Source organism: Microbacterium sp. SA156 (assembly GCF_049065455.1).
In the GTDB taxonomy this organism is placed as follows: Bacteria; Actinomycetota; Actinomycetes; order Actinomycetales; family Microbacteriaceae; genus Microbacterium; species Microbacterium barkeri.
The window spans coordinates 186,834-203,944 of the sequence record NZ_JBAKGU010000004.1; the positions used below are offsets into that span (position 1 = coordinate 186,834).

The window sequence follows — 17,111 nt, forward strand, 5'->3', positions numbered from 1 at the left end:
GGAGCCGGACATGACCATCGCCACCACCGTTCCCCCTCGCCCCGTCTACGTCGAAGGCTCGCCGCTCGACTGGTCGGAGCCGCTCGTCAACGGCGCGATCGTCCTCGACGACGTGATCGCCCCGCGCGCATCATGGTCGGCCGTCGTGCGACAGGGCGACGTCCTCACCCTCGTCGATGTGGGCGGAAACCAGTCGGGCGACTGCCTGATCTTCGCCGCAGACGAGCTGGCCGAGCGCTACAGCGTGCCGGACACCCTCACCTGGCAGGGCAATGCGTACGTGACGGCCGGAACGGTCCTCCGCTCGAATCTCGGACGCCCGCTCATGACCGTCGTCGGCAACGAGATCGACCGTCAGGACACCATCGGGGGCGCGTGCTCGCAGGAGTCCAACACGCTGCGATACGGGCACCACACCGCCTACCAGCATGCCTGCCGCGAGAACTTCCTCTTCGAGGGGGCGAAGTGGGGGCTCACGGCGCGGGACCTCGTCTCGAACATCAACTGGTTCATGAACGTCCCGGTCGAGGCCGATGGGTCGCTCGGAATCGTCGACGGAATGTCGGCGCCCGGACGCCGCGTCGCGTGCCGCGCCGAGCGCGACGTCCTCGTCGTCATCTCCAACTGCCCCCAGATGAACAACCCCTGCAACGACTTCAACGTGACGCCGCTGCGCGCGGTCGTCACCCGTCTGGACGGAGCCCCCGCATGACCTTCGACACGCTCCTCGTCGCGAATCGCGGCGAGATCGCCCGCCGGATCATCCGCTCCGCGAAGGCGATGGGCATCCGCACGGTCGCCGTGTACTCCGACGCCGACCGTGCGGCGCCGCACGTCCGCGAAGCGGACGTCGCCGTCCGCCTCGGGCCGGCGCCTGCGGCCGACTCCTATCTCCGCGTGGACGCCGTGATCGCCGCGGCGCGAGAGCACGGCGCTGGCGCGATCCACCCGGGGTACGGGTTCCTCTCCGAGAACATCGCCGCGGCGCGCGCCGTCGAAGCCGCTGGCATGGTCTGGCTCGGGCCGACTCCCGCGCAGATCGAGACGTTCGGGCTCAAGCACACCGCACGGGCGTTCGCCGAGGCGGCGGGGGTCCCGATGCTGCCCGGCACCGGAATCCTCGCTTCGGCAGACGAAGCCGTCGCCGCCGCCGAGCGCATCGGCCTGCCCGTCATGCTGAAGGCGACCGGCGGCGGAGGCGGCATCGGGATGCGCGTCTGCCGGACGCCCGACGAGGTGCGCGAGGGATTCGCGGCCGTCGAGGCGACGGCGGCGCGCAGCTTCGGTGCAGGCGGGGTCTTCCTGGAGCGGCTCGTCACGCGAGCGCGCCACGTGGAGGTGCAGGTCTTCGGGGACGGCGAGGGCCGCGTCGCCGTCTTCGGCGATCGCGACTGCTCGCTGCAGCGCCGCAACCAGAAGGTCATCGAGGAGGCGCCGGCGCCCGGCCTGCCCGAGGCTGTGCGCCGCGACATGCATGCCGCAGCACGCCGTCTCGCCGAGTCGGTGGGCTATCGCTCGGCCGGCACGGTCGAGTTCATCTACGACCCCGAGCGAGAGGAGGTCGCCTTCCTCGAGGTGAACACGCGTCTCCAGGTGGAGCATCCCGTCACGGAGGCGGTCTTCGGCATCGACCTCGTCGCGCTCATGATCGAACTCGGCAGGAACGGCGCCGAGGCGTTCGACGACGCGTTCTTCGCGGAGCGGCCGATGCGCGGTCACGCACTCGAGGCGCGTGTCTACGCGGAAGACCCCGCGAAGGGGTTCGCGCCGTCACCCGGACTGGTGACCTGCACCGAGTTCCCCTCTGGCGAGGGCGTCCGCATCGACGGCTGGATCGAGTCGGGCCTCGAGGTGACGCCCGACTACGACCCGATGCTCGCCAAGGTGATCGTGCACGCCGACGACCGCGAGAGCGCATTCGACCGGCTCCGCGAGGCGCTCCTCGCCACGCGCATCGACGGTATCGTCACGGGTCTCGGCATGCTCCGTGCGCTGTGCGACGATCCCGACATCCGAGCCGTGCGGCACGACACCGGGACGCTCGGAGAGCCGGACGACCCCGAGCCGCGCATCGACGTCGTGCTCCCGGGCCTCATGAGCACGATCCAGGATCTGCCCGGCCGCATCGGCCTCTGGAGCATCGGGGTGCCGCCGTCCGGCCCGATGGATGCGGTCTCGTTCCGCGAGGCCAACGTCGCGGTGGGGAACGCTCCCGAGGCTCCCGCCCTGGAGATCACGATGTCGGGGCCGCGCCTGCGGTTCTCGTACGACACGGTCGTCGCCGTGACCGGCGCCGATTCGCCCGTGACGATCGACGGCGTCGACGCGGCGATGTGGACTCCGCTCACCGTGCGGGCGGGGTCTGTGCTCGCGATCGGCGCGAGCACGAGCGGCATGCGCGCGTACCTCGCGATCCGGGGCGGATTCTCCGCTCCGCTCTACCTGGGCAGCGCATCCACCTTCACCCTGGGCGGCTTCGGCGGTCACGGTGGCCGCGCACTCGTCGCCGGCGATGTGCTCCGGCCCGCCGATCACGCGGTGTCCGAGCCGACGGCAGCGCGGACCCGCGTGCCGCTCACGCGGGAATGGGTCATCGGGGTCACCGAGGGTCCGCATGCCGCTCCCGAGTTCTTCACGCGAGCCGACATCGACGAGCTCTACGCGGCCGTCTACGAGGTCGACGTGCAGTCGGCCCGGACCGGAGTGCGCCTGCGAGGGCCCAAGCCGGCATGGGCGCGAGAGGACGGCGGCGAGGCGGGCCTCCACCCGTCCAACATCCACGACACCGCCTATGCCGTCGGCGCGCTGGACTTCACGGGCGATACACCGATCATCCTGGGCCCGGATGGGCCGAGTCTCGGCGGCTTCGTGTGCCCGGCCGTCGTCGCGAGCGGCGAGCTCTGGAAGGTCGGACAGCTGCGCCCGGGCGACACCGTGCGGTTCGCGCCCGTTCGGGAGGAGGACGCGTCGGTGTTCGGGGCGGTGCTCGTCCACGGTCGCGGCGCCGGCGACGGAGACGACGGCGTGCTCGCGCGGCGCGAGGCGGTCGTCCGCGACGGAGCTCTCGCGGCACCGAAGGTCGCCTACCGGCGCGACGGAGACGCGAACATCCTCGTCGAGTACGGCGACAACATCCTCGACCTCGGGCTCCGCATGCGCGTGCACGCGTTGCAGCAGGAGGTGATCGCCCGCGGTCTGCCGGGCGTGCGCGACATCACACCGGGCATCCGCTCGCTGCAGATCCAGACCGACCCGTCGGTCGTCCGCGCCTCGCAGCTGCTCGACGCGCTCCAGGAGATCGAGGCCGAGCTCCCGCCGACCCGCGACCTCGTCGTGCCGTCGCGGACGGTGCACCTTCCGCTGTCCTGGGACGACCCCGCCACGCGCGTCGCAATCGAGCGGTACATGTCGAGCGTGCGCGACGACGCCCCGTGGACGCCCTGGAACATCGAGTTCATCCGGCGGGTGAACGGGCTGGAGTCGGTCGAGGACGTGCAGCGCATCGTCTTCGACGCCGAATACCTGGTGATGGGGCTCGGCGACGTGTACCTCGGCGCGCCGGTGGCGACCCCGGTCGACCCGCGGCATCGGCTGGTCACGACGAAGTACAACCCCGCCCGCACGTGGACCGCGGAGAACTCGGTCGGGATCGGGGGCGCGTATATGTGCATCTACGGGATGGAGGGACCGGGCGGCTACCAGTTCGTGGGCCGCACGGTCCAGATCTGGAATCGCTTCCGTCGCGGTGGCCTGTTCCGGGAGAACCCGTGGGCGCTGCGCCCGTTCGATCGGATCCGCTGGTACCCGGTCTCGGCCGAGGAGCTGCTCGAGCTCCGTGCGGAGGTGGACGCAGGGCGCGGGGACTTCCGCACGGAGGACGGCGCCTTCGTCCTCGCCGATCACGAGGACTTCCTCCAGCGCGAGGCCGCCTCGATCGCGGACTTTCAGGCCACGCAGCAGGCGGCGTTCACCGCCGAGAAGGAGCGGTGGCGCGCAGCCGGAGAGTTCGACCGGGTCTACGAGCAGCCGGCAGCTCCCGCCGACGAGGTCGTCATCCCGCCCGGGTGCGTGGCGGTGACCGCGCCCTTCGCCGCGTCGGTCTGGCGTGTGGACACCGAGGCCGGGGCGTGGACGAGCGAGGACGACCGACTCGTCGTGCTCGAGGCCATGAAGATGGAGAATCCCGTGCTCGCCCCGGCGGCAGGTCGGGTCGTGGAGGTCTACGTGTCGCAAGGTGAGCAGGTGGCGGCGGGCCAGGTGCTCGCTGCTGTGGAGGTGGCGTGATGACGAGGACGGCGACGGTGCGCGTGGCCGAGGCGTACGCGCGGATGGCCGAAGCCGATCGACCCGAGGTGTGGATCGCCCTGCGGCCGCAGGCGGAGGTCGAGGCAGAGGCGGCGGCCGTCGACGAGCGGCTGCCGCTTGCAGGCGTGCTCGTGGCCGTGAAGGACAACATCGACGTGGCGGGACTCCCGACGACCGCGGGCTGCCCTGCATACGCGTACCTGCCGGAGGCCGATGCGCCGGCCGTCGCACGACTGCGCGCAGCCGGTGCGGTCGTCATCGGGAAGACGAACCTCGACCAGTTCGCCACGGGCCTCGTCGGAACCCGGAGCCCCTATGGCGCCGTGCGAGGCGCCTGGCGTCCGGATCGGATCTCCGGGGGGTCGAGCTCGGGCTCTGCGGTCGCGGTTGCGCTCGGATTCGCCGACATCGCGCTCGGCACCGATACGGCCGGTTCCGGGCGGGTGCCCGCGGCACTCAACGGCGTGTTCGGAGTCAAGCCGACGGTGGGGCTCGTCCCCACCACGGGCGTGGTCCCCGCCTGCCGCTCCATCGACGTGGTCACCGTGTTCGCCAGGGACCTCCGGCTCGCCCGGAGAGCGACCGAGATCATGGCGGGACCGGACGGCGTCGACCCGCTGGTCCGCGTCGATCGTCCCGGGCCAGGGCTCAGCGCGGCGCCACGCGTCGCCGTGCCCACGCAAGAGCACCTGGACGGCCTCGCCGACGGGTGGGCCGAGGCGTTCGACACGGTCGTCCGCCGACTCGAGGCGACCGGCGTGGAGATCGTCCCCGTCGACATCGCCCCTCTCGTCGAGGCGGCGCTCCTGCTGTACGGCGGCGCCTTCGTCGCCGAGCGGACGGCAGCGGTAGGCGACTTCATCCGCAGCCACCGCGATCTCGTCGGAGCCGACATCGATCCGACCGTCGCCGAGATCGTCCTGGGCGGTGACCGCTTCAGCGCGGCGGACGTGTTCCGCGATCGCGAGCGCCTCGAGCGCCTCGGCCTCGAGGGCGCTGCGCGCCTGGCGGGCACGGACGCGCTGCTCACCCCGACCACCGTCTGGCATCCGACGCTCGCCGAGGTCGCGGCCGATCCGATCGGCGCGAACAGCCGGATGGGGCGGTTCACGAACTTCGCGAACCTGCTCGACTACGCGTCGCTCGCCGTGCCGGCCGGCGCGGTGGACGGCGGCCCCTTCGGCGTGATGCTCACCGGGCCGGCGTTCTCCGATCGGCGGCTCGCCGAACTCGCCATGCGGCTCGCCGACGCGCCGACCGACATCCTCGTGGTCGGGGCGCACCTCTCCGGGCAGCCGCTCAACCATCAGCTCATCGCGGCAGGCGGGACGTTCCTCCGGGAGGTGCAGACGGCACCCGAGTACCGGCTCCATGCTCTCGCGACGGTTCCCGAGAAGCCGGGTCTCCGACGCATCGGCGAGGGCGGCGCGTCGATCTCCGGGGAGGTCTGGCGACTGCCCTCTTCCGGGTTCGGGGGGTTCGTCGCGTCCCTCCCGCGGCCGATGGCCATCGGGCAGGTGGAGCTCTCGGACGGCTCGTCCGTATCCGGCTTCCTCGCCGAGCCTGCCGCGTTCGACGCGGCGGCCGACATCACCGCGTTCGGCGGGTGGCGGGCGTACCGGAGGTCGCAGGCAGAATAGGACGATGCGCGCATCGACCCCCGGACGGCCCCGAGCAATACCCGGCCGGCCGGGGGTCGAGCCGCGCCAGGAGATCCTCGATGCCGCCGCCGCCCTGTTCGCCGAGCGCGGCTACGCGGCGACGAGCACGCGGCAGATCGCCGAGCGGGCGGGCATGCGGCAGGCGAGCCTCTACTACCATTTCGGCGGCAAGGAGGAGATCCTGCTCGCCCTGCTGCAGGCATCCGTGCTGCCGACCCTCGAGCGCGCGGCGGACTTCCTCGATGAGCCGGATCCGCGGGAAGCGCTGCGAGAGCTCGCGATGGCGGACGTGCGCACGCTTCTCGAGGAACCGCACAACATCGGGACGATGTACCTCTCGCCGGAGACGGCGGCTGAACCGTTCGCGCCGTTCCGCGCTGCGCGCGCCGAACTCGCACGGGTGTACGGCACGCTGGCGCAGCGGATCGACCCGACGGTCGACGGTGCATTCGCGGGCGCCTGCTGCATGCAGCTCGTCGAGCTGGTGATCACCCTCCGCCGCGACGGCGCCGCCACGGACGGCATCGCGGAGCGCATCGCCGACGCGTGCCTGCGCGTCGTCGATGCGCCCGCCTGACACGGCCGATCGGCCCATCGGACGGCCGATCGGCTTCGGCGTCCGCGTCAGGCCATGACGGGTTGGGGCACGGCGGCGAGTTCCTTCTCCTGCTCGCGGCGCAGGTCCTCTTGGACCACGGCTTCGTCGGCCAGCTCTGCGGCGCTGCGAGGGCTCACCCACGCGGTGACGAGGAAGACCGCCAGACCGATCGCGAACGACAGCAGCGTCGCCCAGCCGTCGAACGTGCCGTCGACGATCGTGTTCGGGATGTAGAGGATGTCGTTCTCGACCCCGTACAGCGTCGGCTGGAGGGCCAGGAACACGATCCGGACGACGAAGCCGACGCCGGCCGAGGCGAGGATCGCGACCGCGCCTGGCCGTCGCCAGTAGACGCCGAGGATGAACGGAGCCGCGAGGCAGGCAAGCATGATGTCGAACGCGAGGGTGAGCAGCACGCCGGTCTGACTGATCTGGATGGCCATCATCGCGCCCACGACGACGATCGGCACCATGGCTGCTCGCGTCCACACGAGCAGCGGGTCGCGGCGTCCGGCGCCGATCGGCCTGCGCACTCGGAAGACATTGCGGACGATCACGGCTGAGGTGGCGAGGATCGCGCCGGAGGCCGTGGAGAACGAGGCGGCAACGATGCCCGAGAGCACGAGGATCGAGAGGATGGGCGGTGCCCATCCGTCGAGGAGCTGGTAGAGAACCGGACCGTTCTCGGCCGTGAGCCCGAGTGCGCTCGCGGCGGCGAGGGCGACGAGTGCGAAGACCGTGCCGACACCTGCCGTAAGGGCGGCTGCGGTGAAGCACGCTCGCCGGGCGATCTGCGGCGTGCGTGCGCCGAAGACCCGCTGCATGAAGTCGATCGCGACGATGTCTCCGATCCCGAGGGCGATGAGCGTGGCCCAGTTGATCGGGGCCCCGGCTGCGGGGTCGGCCAGCTGCTCGAGATCGAAGGGGCCCATGCCCTCCGGGACGACGATCCCGAAGCTGAGCGCTGTCCAGACCAGGAGCGCGACGCTGGCGACGACCGTGATCGTCGTCTGGATCGCGGCCGTGTAGGCGTCGGAGACGAGGCCGCCCGCGACGGTGTACGCGAGCACCAGCACGACGGAGATCACGACGCCCCATGCGTAGGGGATCCGGGCGAAGCGCTCCATCAGGAATCCGCAGGCGACGAGGTTCCCGGCGAGAAGCGTCGTGAACGAGACGACCATGATTGCGCTCGCCACGATCTCGGTCGCCCTGCCGTAGCGGAGACGGAAGAAGTCGCCGAGCGTGAACAGCTTCATCGCGTTCAGCGGCTTGGCGAGGAACACCCCGACGACGACGAGGCAGATCGCGAGGCCGATGGCGAGGGAAGCGCCCGACCAGAACCCGAAGTCGGCGGTGAGGTCCGTGTTCCCGACGGTCGCATTGGCATCGACCGCCGCGGCCGTGAGCGAGACGGCCACGAGCGGAACGCCGAGACGCCTTCCCGCGACGAGGAAGTTCTCGCTGTCGCCGTCAACGCGCCGGGCGACGACGATTCCGACGACGAGGATCACGAGGACGGTGACGCTCACTCCGAGGATGATCATGGCTGCTCCCGCACGAGGGTCGATTTCTGTCGGTTGATAGAAACCGATCCTCTCGACAGCCGGGTCCTCCCCGTTTTCGCGGATGTATCGATCGTGTGAAATCAGCCCGCGGTAGCATCGCCCTGCCGGCGTCCTCGTCTGACGCACCATCCCATCCGCCTCGCAGAGGAGCGCCATGCCCATCGCCGCCGACGACCCCCGCCTGCACGCGCCGCACGTCGCCTCGGCGTCGCGCTACGACGACGTGCCGTTCCTCCGCGCCGGCGCGAGCGGGGTGAAGCTGCCGCGCGTCTCGCTCGGCCTCTGGCAGAACTTCGGGCGTGACCGCTCGATCGAGAGCCAGCGCGAGATCCTCCTGCACGCCTTCGATCGGGGCGTCGTGCACATCGACCTCGCGAACAACTACGGGCCGCCCTACGGCGCCGCCGAGTCGACCTTCGGCACGGTGCTCGACTCCGACCTGCGGCGCTACCGCGACGAGCTCTTCGTCACGAGCAAGGCCGGCTATGACATGTGGCCGGGGCCCTACGGGGACGGCGGCTCGCGCAAGTACCTCATGCGCTCGCTCGAGCAGAGCCTGACGCGCATGCGCACCGACTACGTCGACGTCTTCTACTCGCATCGCGTCGACCCCGAGACGCCCATCGAGGAGACGATGCAGGCGCTCGTCGACATCGTGCGCAGCGGCAAGGCGCTCTACGTGGGCATCTCGAACTACCCCGCGCCCCTCGCGCGGCGCGCCCACGAGCTGCTCGCCGGAGAGGGCGTGCGCCTGCTCCTGCATCAGCCGCGGTACTCGCTCTTCGACCGCACGCCGGAAGCCGAGCTCTTCCCGCTCCTGCGCGAGCTGCAGGTCGGCAGCGCCGTGTTCTCGCCGCTCGCGCAGGGTCTGCTGACCGGCAAGTACATCGACGGCGTCGTCCCCGCCGACTCTCGCGCGGCGGGGAGCTTCTTCCTGAACGAGTCGGCGATCACCGACGACTACCTGCGGCGCATCCGGGGGATCGACGCGATCGCGCGGGAAGCCGGTGTGTCGATCCCGCAGCTCGCGATCGCCTGGGTGCTGCGCGATCCCGTCGTGACGACGGCGATCATCGGAGCCTCGCGTCCCGCTCAGATCGACGATGCGATCGCGGCGAGCCGCCTCGAGCTCTCGACCGAGGCGATCGAGGCACTCGAGGAGTTCGCGGCGCCGAGGGGCGCCGCCACCGCCTGAGGGGTCAGCGCGCGCGGGGCGGCGCGACCGATTCCCGCCAGACGACGCGCTGCAGCACGGCCTCCTGCTCGGGCGGCGTCTCACCGCGGATCGCCGCGATCAGGCGGCGCATGGAGTCGGTGCCGAGCCGCTGACGGTCCTGGAACACCGTCGTGAGCGACGGGATGAAGTGCGCGCTCATCGTGAGGTCGTCCCAGCCGGTGACGCTCACATCGCCCGGCACCGACCATCCGCGCGACACAGCCGCCCGGATCGCGCCGGCTGCGAGGACGTCGTTCGCCGCGAGGATCGCCAGCGGCGGGGCGTCGTCGGGCAGCTCGCTCACGCATCGGCTCGCGGTGATCCCGCTCCAGTCGCCGCCGACGACGCCGAGCGACTCCACGCCGAGCCGGTCGATCGTCGCGAGATAGGCGTCGCGTCGGGCGACGGCGGCGGGGAAGTCGGAGGGGCCGGCGACGTGGAGGAAGCGGCGATGCCCGAGCTCGACCAGCCGCTCCATCATCTCGACGACCGGGCGGGCGTCGCTGAACGCCCCCGTCGCGTGCATCTCCTCGTCGAACTCGGAGAGCGAGAGGAAGACCGGCGCTGCGGCATCGGACGCGACGCGCGGGGTCCGCATGGGGCTGAAGGAGAGGACGCCCTCGTACTCGGTCGAGTCGATGAGCGACGCGAGCTCGCCCTCTCGCTCCTCGGGTGAGCGGGAGAGGCTGAGGACCTCCACGACGTAGCCGGCATCGCGGGCGGTCGAGACGGCGCCCTCGAGGACGGGGAAGAGGTTCAGGCCTGTCACCGGGATGACGACCGCGATGCGGCCGGTGCGCTGAGTGCGCATCGATCGCGCCGCCAGATTGGGGCGGTAGTTCAGGTCGGCAGCCGCCTTCAGGACCCGCTCGCGGGTCGCCTCCGAGATGCCGCTGCGCCCCGTGAACACGAACGACACCGTCGACTGCGACACCCCCGCTCGTCGCGCGACGTCGTGGCTGGTCGGGCGCTTCGCCATCCCTCGATCCCCCATCTTCGACATCCTGCCCCGAAAAACCTCTTGACCGAGCGGACGCGATGTGTCCATACTACCTACTACGTCTTAGTAATACGTAGTAGAACTTGCGAGGAAGCAATGCTCAGAATCGGGATCATCGGCACGGGCAGCATCGCGAGTGCCCACATCAGCGGGTATCTCGCGTTCCCGGAGGAGTGCGAGATCGTCGCGCTCGCCGACGTGATGCCCGGGAAGGCCGCGCAGAAGGCGGCGGAGTTCCGGCTGACCGACGCCGTGGGGTACGACGATCCTCTTCGCATGATCGCCGAGGCGGGGCTCGACCTCGTGAGCATCGCGACGCCGCCGTCGACGCACGCCGCGCTGTCGATCGCGGCCCTCGACGGGGGCGTGAATGTACTCGTGGAGAAGCCGATGGCGCCGTCTCTCGAGGAGTGCGACGCGATGCTCGCGGCGCAGGAGCGCTCGGGCAAGGTGCTGTCGGTCGTGGCTCAGAACCGGTTCCGCGACGATCTCGCGACCCTGAAGGAGGTCGTGGAGTCGGGCCTGCTCGGCACGATCTCGCATGTGCGTGTGGATTCGGCGTGGTGGCGCGGTCTTCCGTACTACGACCTCTGGTGGCGGGGCACGTGGGAGAAGGAGGGCGGCGGCTGCACCCTCAACCACGCGATCCACCACATCGATCTGCTGCTGTGGCTCCTCGGTCGTCCGACCGAGATCACCGCGATGCTCGCGAACGCGCAGCACGACAACAGCGAGGTCGAGGATCTCTCGGTCGCCGTGTTCCGCTATGAGCGGGGCCTGGCGCAGCTGACGAGCTCCGTCGTGCACCACGGCGAGGAGCAGGAGATCGTCATCCAGGGCGAGAAGGCGCGGGTCTCGCAGCCGTGGAAGGTGATCGCGGAGCGCGCGGATGGCGGCGGCTTCCCCGCGAAGGGCGGCGACGCCGATCTGGTCGCCGAGATCGAGGCGGTCGCGGCGGCGAAGGAGCCCCTGGGGCACTACGGGCACGAGGGGCAGATCGGGGATCTGCTCGGCGCGATCCGCGACGGGCGCGCGCCGATCGCGGATGGGCGGGATGGTCGCAACGCGATCGAGGTCGTCACGGCGATCTACAAGGCGGGCATCGAGCGCGCGTTCGTCGAGCTGCCCCTCAAGGCCGACGACCCCTATTACCGTGCCGGCCAGCTCGTCGAGCACGCTCCGCACTTCTACGAGAAGCAGGCGTCCCTCGTCGAGGCGGCATCATGAGCGCCTCATCGTTCCCGGGCGGCACCTCGCTGTCGCACCTCGACATCTACGACGGCGCGGCGCCCGACGGCATCTGCGGCGGCAGCCCGCACATGCATCTCGTGTCGACCGAGGCGTACCTCGTGGTCGAGGGGCGCGGCGCGCTGCAGACGATCGACGGCGACGGTTTCCGCGAGACGGACCTCGAGCCCGGGGCCGTCGTGTGGTTCACCCCCGGCACCATCCACCGCGCGGTGAACCGCGGAGGGCTGAAGGTGCTCGTGCTGATGAGCAACGCGGGTCTTCCCGAGGCGGGCGACGCCGTGATGACGTTTCCCGCCGAGATCGTCGGGAACGCCGACGCGTACGCCGAGGCGGCGTCGCTGGGCGAGGCGGAGGGGCGCGCCGAGCGCGCCGCCCGTCGCCGCGATCTCGCGGTGACCGGGTTCGAGGTGCTGCGCGACGCGGTCGTCGCGGGCGACCGCCGGCCCCTTGAAGACTTCCATGCGGCGGCCGGTGCACTCGTCCTGCATCGCGCCGCCGCATGGGGGCAGCTCGTGCGCGAGCGGCCGCTGGCCCAGGCGGAGCGCTCCCTCGCGCTCACCGAGGCGATCGCGCGGGGCGACGTCGCCCACCTGCGCGAGGCCCGGGTGCACGAGGCGTCCTCGCCCGCGGGCGAGCGCGCCTTCGGAATGTGCGGACGGATCCGCGCCTACGACGTGACAGACCAGGAGAACCCCCGATGAGCCATCCGTACACCTTCGACCCGCTTCCGCAGCCCGCCGTCGCGCCGGGGGAGTTCGCCTTCGCGGCCGTCGGCCTCGACCACGGTCACATCTTCGGGATGACCGACGGACTCCTCGGCGCCGGCGCGACGGTGACGTGGGTCTTCGACGAGAACCCCGAGCGCGCCGCCGCGTTCGCCGAGAAGTACCCGACGGCCCGCATCGCATCCAGCGAGCAGCAGGTTCTCGACGACCCCGACGTGCGGCTCGTCGCGACCGCGGCGATCGCCTCCGAGCGTGCTCCCATCGGGTTGCGCGCGATCGAGGCGGGCAAGCACGCGTTCGTCGACAAGGCGCCGCTCACGACCTTCGCGCAGCTCGAGGCGGTGCGCGAGGCCACCGCGCGGACGGGCCTGAAGTACGCCGTCTACTACGGCGAGCGCGTGCACTCGGAGGCCGCGATCCTCGCCGATCAGCTCATCCAGCGCGGGGCGATCGGGCGGGTCCTGCAGGTGGTGTGCTTCGGCCCGCACCGCATCGGAGGAGGCCGGCCCGACTGGTTCTACGACCCGGCCCACTACGGCGGCATCCTCTGCGACATCGGCAGTCACAACTTCGACCAGATCCTCCACTACACCGGCGCGGCGGACGGCCGCGTGTCGACCTCGACGATCGCGAACTACGCGCACCCCGAGACCCCGGGCCTCCAGGACTTCGGCGACGCGCACGTCATCCTCGACAACGGCGCCACGGGGTACGTCCGCGTGGACTGGTTCACACCGGATGGCCTGGGCGTGTTCGGCGACGGACGCACCCTCCTGCTCGGCACCGACGGGTACATCGAGCTGCGCAAGTACATCGACATCACCACCGACAACGGCGGCGGCCAGGTGCTCCTCGTCAACCAGGAGGGGCAGTACCGCTTCAACGCGAACGGCATGGCCGGGTTCCCGTACTTCGGGCAGCTCATCCGCGACTGCATCGACGGCACCGAGACCGCCATGAGCCAGGCGCACGCGCTGAAGGCGGCCGAGCTCAGCCTGCAGGCGCAGGCCGACGCGACCGTCCTCACCTCGCCGTCCGAGGCCATCCTGCTCACTCCCTAGCGGCGACCCGTTCGCCTGAGAACCACGAGGATGTGGAGTTCCGAATGACGCAATCCGTTGACGCGCCCCTGCGGCTCGGGGATGCCCCGCCCGCAGGGGGCGCGACGCGCCTCATCACGACAGCGCGCGCGAAGCGGCGGCTGTTCCGGCGCGATCGCACGCCGCGCGCGAAGCAGACGTGGCGGCGCGCTCTCGCCCGCGACTGGCGCCTCTACACGTTCCTGATCGCACCGGTGATCTTCCTGCTCATCTTCCGGTACGTGCCGATGCTCGGCAACGTCATCGCGTTCCGACGATTCCGCCCCGGCGGCTCGATCTTCGGCGACGAGTGGGTCGGCTTCTACTACTTCGAGGCGTTCATCTCGAACCAGCAGTTCTGGACCGTGTTCTGGAACACGGTGATCCTCGGAGCGCTCACGCTCCTGATCACCTTCCCGCTGCCGATCGTCCTCGCGCTCATGCTCAACGAGCTGCGCTCGCGGCGGTTCAAGCGGATCGTCCAGACCATCTCGTACCTCCCGCACTTCATGTCGATCGTCATCGTCGCGGGTCTCGTGCTCCAGCTCACCGCGCTCAACGGCACGATCAACCAGGTCGTCGAGGCGATGGGCGGCGACCCCGTGCCGTTCATGCAGCGGCCCGAGTGGTTCCGCTCGATCTACGTCTCGTCGGAGGTGTGGCAGACCGTCGGATGGGGGACCATCCTCTACCTCGCGGCCCTCACGACGATCGACGATCAGCTGTACGAGGCCGCCCGCATCGACGGCGCGAACCGCTGGCAGCAGACCTGGCACATCACGCTGCCCGGCATCCAGCCGACCATGATGGTGCTCCTCATCCTCAACATCGGCTCGTTCATGGCGGTCGGATTCGAGAAGGTGCTGCTCCTGCAGAACCCCCTCATCTACTCGACGGCCGACGTGATCTCGACCTACCTCTACCGCGTCGGCATCCAGTCGGCCCAGTTCTCGTACGGAACCGCGATCGGCCTCTTCGAGGCGGTCATCGGCCTCGTGCTCGTGCTCGGCGCGAACGCCCTCTCTCGTCGAATGGTGGGTACCTCGCTGTGGTGACCGAAGCCCTTCCCCAGAAGCCCGACATCGCGCACGTCCGCCGGGAGACCGGCATCATCCGCGAGTCGCTCGGGTACCGCGTGTTCCGCGTGGTCAACGCGATCGCCCTCGTGCTCGTGTGCGCCGTCACGCTCTACCCGTTCATCAACCTCGTCGCGAAGGCGTTCTCGTCCGAGGGGTACATCGCGGCCGGCGAGGTGAACCTCATCCCGCGCGGCTTCAACATCGACACGTTCCGCGTGGTCATGAGCGATGAGATGTTCTGGACGAACTACGGGAACACGTTCCTGTACACGATTGTCGGCACGATCATCGCGATGGCGATCACCACGACGTACGCGTATGCGCTCAGCAAGCCGTACCTCAAGGGACGCACGTTCTTCGTGGGCATCGCGGTCTTCACGATGTTCTTCGGCGGCGGGCTCATCCCGAACTACATCCTCATCGCCAACTACCTCGGCTGGCGCAACAGCATCTGGGCGGTCGTCGTCCCGGGAGCGCTGAGCGTCTTCAACCTGCTCGTGATGAAGTCGTTCTTCGAGAACTTCCCCGAGGAGCTCGAGGAGGCCGCCGCGATCGACGGGCTCACGACGTACGGCATCTTCTTCCGGATCGTGCTGCCGCTGTCGAAGGCCGTGCTCGCGACGATGACGCTGTTCTACGCCGTGAGCATCTGGAACTCGTGGTTCAGCGCCTTCCTCTTCATGGATGACAAGTCGCTCTTCCCCGTGACCATCTACCTGCGCAACCTCATCGCCGCGGCGACGGGTGCGCAGGAGGCCGTGGGCGGCGAGGCCGCGCAGATCGCCTCGAACATCCAGGCCGTGACGATGCTGCTCACCGTCCTGCCCATCATCTGCTTCTACCCCTTCATCCAGCGCTACTTCGTCTCGGGCGTGATGCTCGGGTCGGTCAAGGGCTGATTCCCCACGTCGAACGACGACGTTCACCTAGAGGAGAAACACAATGAGAATCACTCGCCACACCCTCGTCGGTGCTGCGGGCCTCGCCGCCGTCGCGGTCGCGCTGTCCGCCTGCTCCGCCACGCCGAGCGAGGAGGCCGTCGGAGACGACGGCGTCACGATCGACGAGGCGCACTCCGTGGGCGCCATGGAGGACTTCGAGGCCGGTGTCACCTTCAAGGCGACCGAGCCCGTGAACTTCTCCCTCATGTACCGGGATCACCCGAACTACCCGGTGAAGGACGACTGGTCGGTCTTCCAGCACCTCGAGGAGGACCACAACGTCACGTTCTCCCGCACCGACATCCCGATGGCCGACTACGACCAGAAGAAGTCCCTGCTCATCGGCAGCGGCGAGGCGACCGACATCATCTCGTCGACGTACGCCGGCACGGAGACGCAGTTCGTCTCGGGCGGAGCGATCCTCCCTGTCTCGGACTACTTCGACTACATGCCGAACTTCCAGCAGAAGATCGAGGACTGGGGTCTGGAGGAGGACCTGCAGAACCGTCGTCAGGAGGACGGGAAGATCTATCACCTCCCTGGCCTCCGCGAGGTGCCGGACGTCCAGTACTCGGTCGTCATCCGCGAGGACCTCTGGGAGAAGGCGGGCATCACGGAGGACCCGGCGACCTGGGACGAGTACCTCGAGCAGCTCGAGCAGGTCAAGGAGGCCAACCCCGAGCTCGACTACGCGATGTCGGACCGGTGGACCGACGCCACGCCCCTCGGCTCGCTCCTGAGCGTCATGGCTCCCAACTACGACACCGCAGCCGGATGGGGATACGCGAACACCTGGTACGACGAGGAGGCCGGGGAGTACGTGTTCACCGGCACGTCCGATGAGTACAAGGAGCTCGTGGCGGACGCCGCCGCGCTCGTCGAGGCGGGCGTCCTCGACCCCGAGATCACCCAGAGCGACGACCAGGCCGTGCAGAAGTTCATCTCGGGCAAGTCCGCCGCGATCTCGGGCAACACCCAGGTGATCGCGGAGTACCGCCAGAAGTTCGCCGACTCGGGGCAGGGCGACGTCCCGATCCGCCTCATCTCCATCCCGGGCGGCCCCGCCGGCGACAACCTCCCGAGCGGTCGATTCACGTCGGGCATCCTCATCTCGAGCGAGGCCGCCGAGAAGCCGTACTTCAAGGCGCTCCTGCAGTTCGTCGACTGGCTCTACTACTCCGACGAGGGCCTCGAGTTCGCGCAGTGGGGCGTCGAGGGCGAGACGTTCACGCGCGAGGCGGATGGCACGCGCAAGCTCATGGACGACATCGCCTGGAGCTCCATCAACGCCGGCGCCCCCAAGCTGCTGAACGCCGACTACGGCTACAGCAACGGCGTCTTCCTGCTCGCCAACGGCTCATCCGAGGAGCTCGTGCTCTCGATGATGACCGACGAGATCGCCGAGTGGACCGCGCAGCAGCTCGAGAAGAAGGAGCAGCTGCCGACGGCTCCCGCGCCGCTGCTCAACGAGATCGAGCTCGAGCAGACCTCCCTCCTGCAGACGCAGCTCACGGACGCCGTCCACGCCGCGACCGCCTCGTTCATCACGGGGCAGCGCTCCGTCGAGGACGACTGGGACGCGTATGTGACCGAGCTCGAGGGACTGGGGTCGACGCAGCTCGTCGACACGATCAACGCGGCGCTCGAGCGCACGCAGAGCGAGGGCTGATCGGAGGCGGCCGGCCGTC

At 69.8% G+C, this 17,111-nt stretch carries 13 protein-coding genes; 11 read left to right on the top strand and 2 right to left on the bottom strand.

The genetic code is table 11. From position 1 onward, the window contains the following. Nucleotides 1-10 precede the first annotated feature (10 nt). From ACOWU6_RS05690 to ACOWU6_RS05705, 4 genes are read left to right on the top strand one after another with little or no spacing between them, the layout of a single operon-like run. Nucleotides 11-712: an urea amidolyase associated protein UAAP2 gene (locus ACOWU6_RS05690; RefSeq protein ID WP_421075022.1), complete on the top strand. Its 702-nt coding sequence runs from the start codon at nt 11-13 to the stop codon at nt 710-712. After that, a complete protein-coding gene (uca, locus tag ACOWU6_RS05695) occupies nt 709-4,284 on the top strand; it encodes an urea carboxylase (RefSeq protein WP_421075023.1) in 3,576 nt (1,191 codons plus the stop codon). The genes ACOWU6_RS05690 and uca overlap by 4 nt, the downstream gene beginning before the upstream one ends. Then, nucleotides 4,284-5,945: an allophanate hydrolase gene (gene atzF / locus ACOWU6_RS05700; protein WP_421075024.1), complete on the top strand. Its 1,662-nt coding sequence runs from the start codon at nt 4,284-4,286 to the stop codon at nt 5,943-5,945. The genes uca and atzF overlap by 1 nt, the downstream gene beginning before the upstream one ends. 4 nt (nt 5,946-5,949) lie before the next feature. Next, a complete protein-coding gene (locus tag ACOWU6_RS05705; RefSeq protein WP_421075025.1) occupies nt 5,950-6,543 on the top strand; it encodes a TetR/AcrR family transcriptional regulator in 594 nt (197 codons plus the stop codon). Between the two features lie 47 nt (nt 6,544-6,590). Here the strand turns inward: ACOWU6_RS05705 and ACOWU6_RS05710 are convergent, their stop codons facing one another. Beyond that, entirely contained in the window at nt 6,591-8,111 is a 1,521-nt protein-coding gene (locus ACOWU6_RS05710; protein ID WP_421075026.1) for a sodium:solute symporter family protein, read from the bottom strand. Nucleotides 8,112-8,286: 175 nt separating this feature from the next. Between ACOWU6_RS05710 and ACOWU6_RS05715 the strand changes: the two genes are divergently transcribed. Beyond that, nucleotides 8,287-9,327, top strand: a complete 1,041-nt coding sequence (locus tag ACOWU6_RS05715; RefSeq protein ID WP_421075027.1) for an aldo/keto reductase — start codon at nt 8,287-8,289, stop codon at nt 9,325-9,327. Between the two features lie 4 nt (nt 9,328-9,331). Here ACOWU6_RS05715 and ACOWU6_RS05720 read toward each other — a convergent pair whose 3' ends face one another. Next, complete coding sequence (locus ACOWU6_RS05720) at nt 9,332-10,327, bottom strand: LacI family DNA-binding transcriptional regulator (RefSeq protein WP_421075028.1); 996 nt, start codon at nt 10,325-10,327, stop codon at nt 9,332-9,334. Nucleotides 10,328-10,444: 117 nt separating this feature from the next. Between ACOWU6_RS05720 and ACOWU6_RS05725 the strand changes: the two genes are divergently transcribed. Genes ACOWU6_RS05725 through ACOWU6_RS05750 form a run of 6 tightly spaced genes read left to right on the top strand, consistent with a single transcriptional unit; the run spans nt 10,445 to nt 17,092 of the window. Further along, nucleotides 10,445-11,575 (top strand): Gfo/Idh/MocA family protein, encoded by a 1,131-nt coding sequence (locus ACOWU6_RS05725; protein WP_421075029.1) that lies wholly within the window; start codon nt 10,445-10,447, stop codon nt 11,573-11,575. Next, on the top strand, nt 11,572-12,300 hold the full coding sequence (locus ACOWU6_RS05730; RefSeq protein WP_421075030.1) for a cupin domain-containing protein: 729 nt from the start codon (nt 11,572-11,574) through the stop codon (nt 12,298-12,300). The genes ACOWU6_RS05725 and ACOWU6_RS05730 overlap by 4 nt, the downstream gene beginning before the upstream one ends. After that, nucleotides 12,297-13,385 carry a Gfo/Idh/MocA family protein gene (locus ACOWU6_RS05735; protein WP_421075031.1) on the top strand — a complete coding sequence of 363 codons (1,089 nt, stop codon included), beginning with the start codon at nt 12,297-12,299 and terminating at the stop codon, nt 13,383-13,385. Before ACOWU6_RS05730 ends, ACOWU6_RS05735 begins: the two co-directional genes overlap by 4 nt. Before the next feature lie 44 nt (nt 13,386-13,429). Beyond that, the gene (locus ACOWU6_RS05740) at nt 13,430-14,458 is read left to right on the top strand and encodes an ABC transporter permease (protein WP_271173483.1); all 1,029 of its coding nucleotides are present in this window, start codon (nt 13,430-13,432) and stop codon (nt 14,456-14,458) included. After that, a complete protein-coding gene (locus tag ACOWU6_RS05745) occupies nt 14,452-15,381 on the top strand; it encodes a carbohydrate ABC transporter permease (RefSeq protein ID WP_416383278.1) in 930 nt (309 codons plus the stop codon). The genes ACOWU6_RS05740 and ACOWU6_RS05745 overlap by 7 nt, the downstream gene beginning before the upstream one ends. 43 nt (nt 15,382-15,424) lie before the next feature. Beyond that, nucleotides 15,425-17,092 (top strand): extracellular solute-binding protein, encoded by a 1,668-nt coding sequence (locus ACOWU6_RS05750; protein ID WP_282979319.1) that lies wholly within the window; start codon nt 15,425-15,427, stop codon nt 17,090-17,092. The last annotated feature ends 19 nt before the right edge of the window (nt 17,093-17,111 follow it).

Bases quoted from the DNA above. Each gene is read 5' to 3' on its own strand.
- ACOWU6_RS05740 (WP_271173483.1), top strand. From the start codon at position 13,430: ATGACGCAATCCGTTGACGCGCCCCTGCGGCTCGGGGATGCCCCGCCC.
- atzF (WP_421075024.1), top strand. From the start codon at position 4,284: ATGACGAGGACGGCGACGGTGCGCGTGGCCGAGGCGTACGCGCGGATG.
- ACOWU6_RS05735 (WP_421075031.1), top strand. From the start codon at position 12,297: ATGAGCCATCCGTACACCTTCGACCCGCTTCCGCAGCCCGCCGTCGCG.
- ACOWU6_RS05715 (WP_421075027.1), top strand. From the start codon at position 8,287: ATGCCCATCGCCGCCGACGACCCCCGCCTGCACGCGCCGCACGTCGCC.
- ACOWU6_RS05705 (WP_421075025.1), top strand. From the start codon at position 5,950: ATGCGCGCATCGACCCCCGGACGGCCCCGAGCAATACCCGGCCGGCCG.
- ACOWU6_RS05710 (WP_421075026.1), bottom strand. From the start codon at position 8,111: ATGATCATCCTCGGAGTGAGCGTCACCGTCCTCGTGATCCTCGTCGTC.
- uca (WP_421075023.1), top strand. From the start codon at position 709: ATGACCTTCGACACGCTCCTCGTCGCGAATCGCGGCGAGATCGCCCGC.
- ACOWU6_RS05690 (WP_421075022.1), top strand. From the start codon at position 11: ATGACCATCGCCACCACCGTTCCCCCTCGCCCCGTCTACGTCGAAGGC.
- ACOWU6_RS05725 (WP_421075029.1), top strand. From the start codon at position 10,445: ATGCTCAGAATCGGGATCATCGGCACGGGCAGCATCGCGAGTGCCCAC.
- ACOWU6_RS05750 (WP_282979319.1), top strand. From the start codon at position 15,425: ATGAGAATCACTCGCCACACCCTCGTCGGTGCTGCGGGCCTCGCCGCC.
- ACOWU6_RS05730 (WP_421075030.1), top strand. From the start codon at position 11,572: ATGAGCGCCTCATCGTTCCCGGGCGGCACCTCGCTGTCGCACCTCGAC.
- ACOWU6_RS05720 (WP_421075028.1), bottom strand. From the start codon at position 10,327: ATGGCGAAGCGCCCGACCAGCCACGACGTCGCGCGACGAGCGGGGGTG.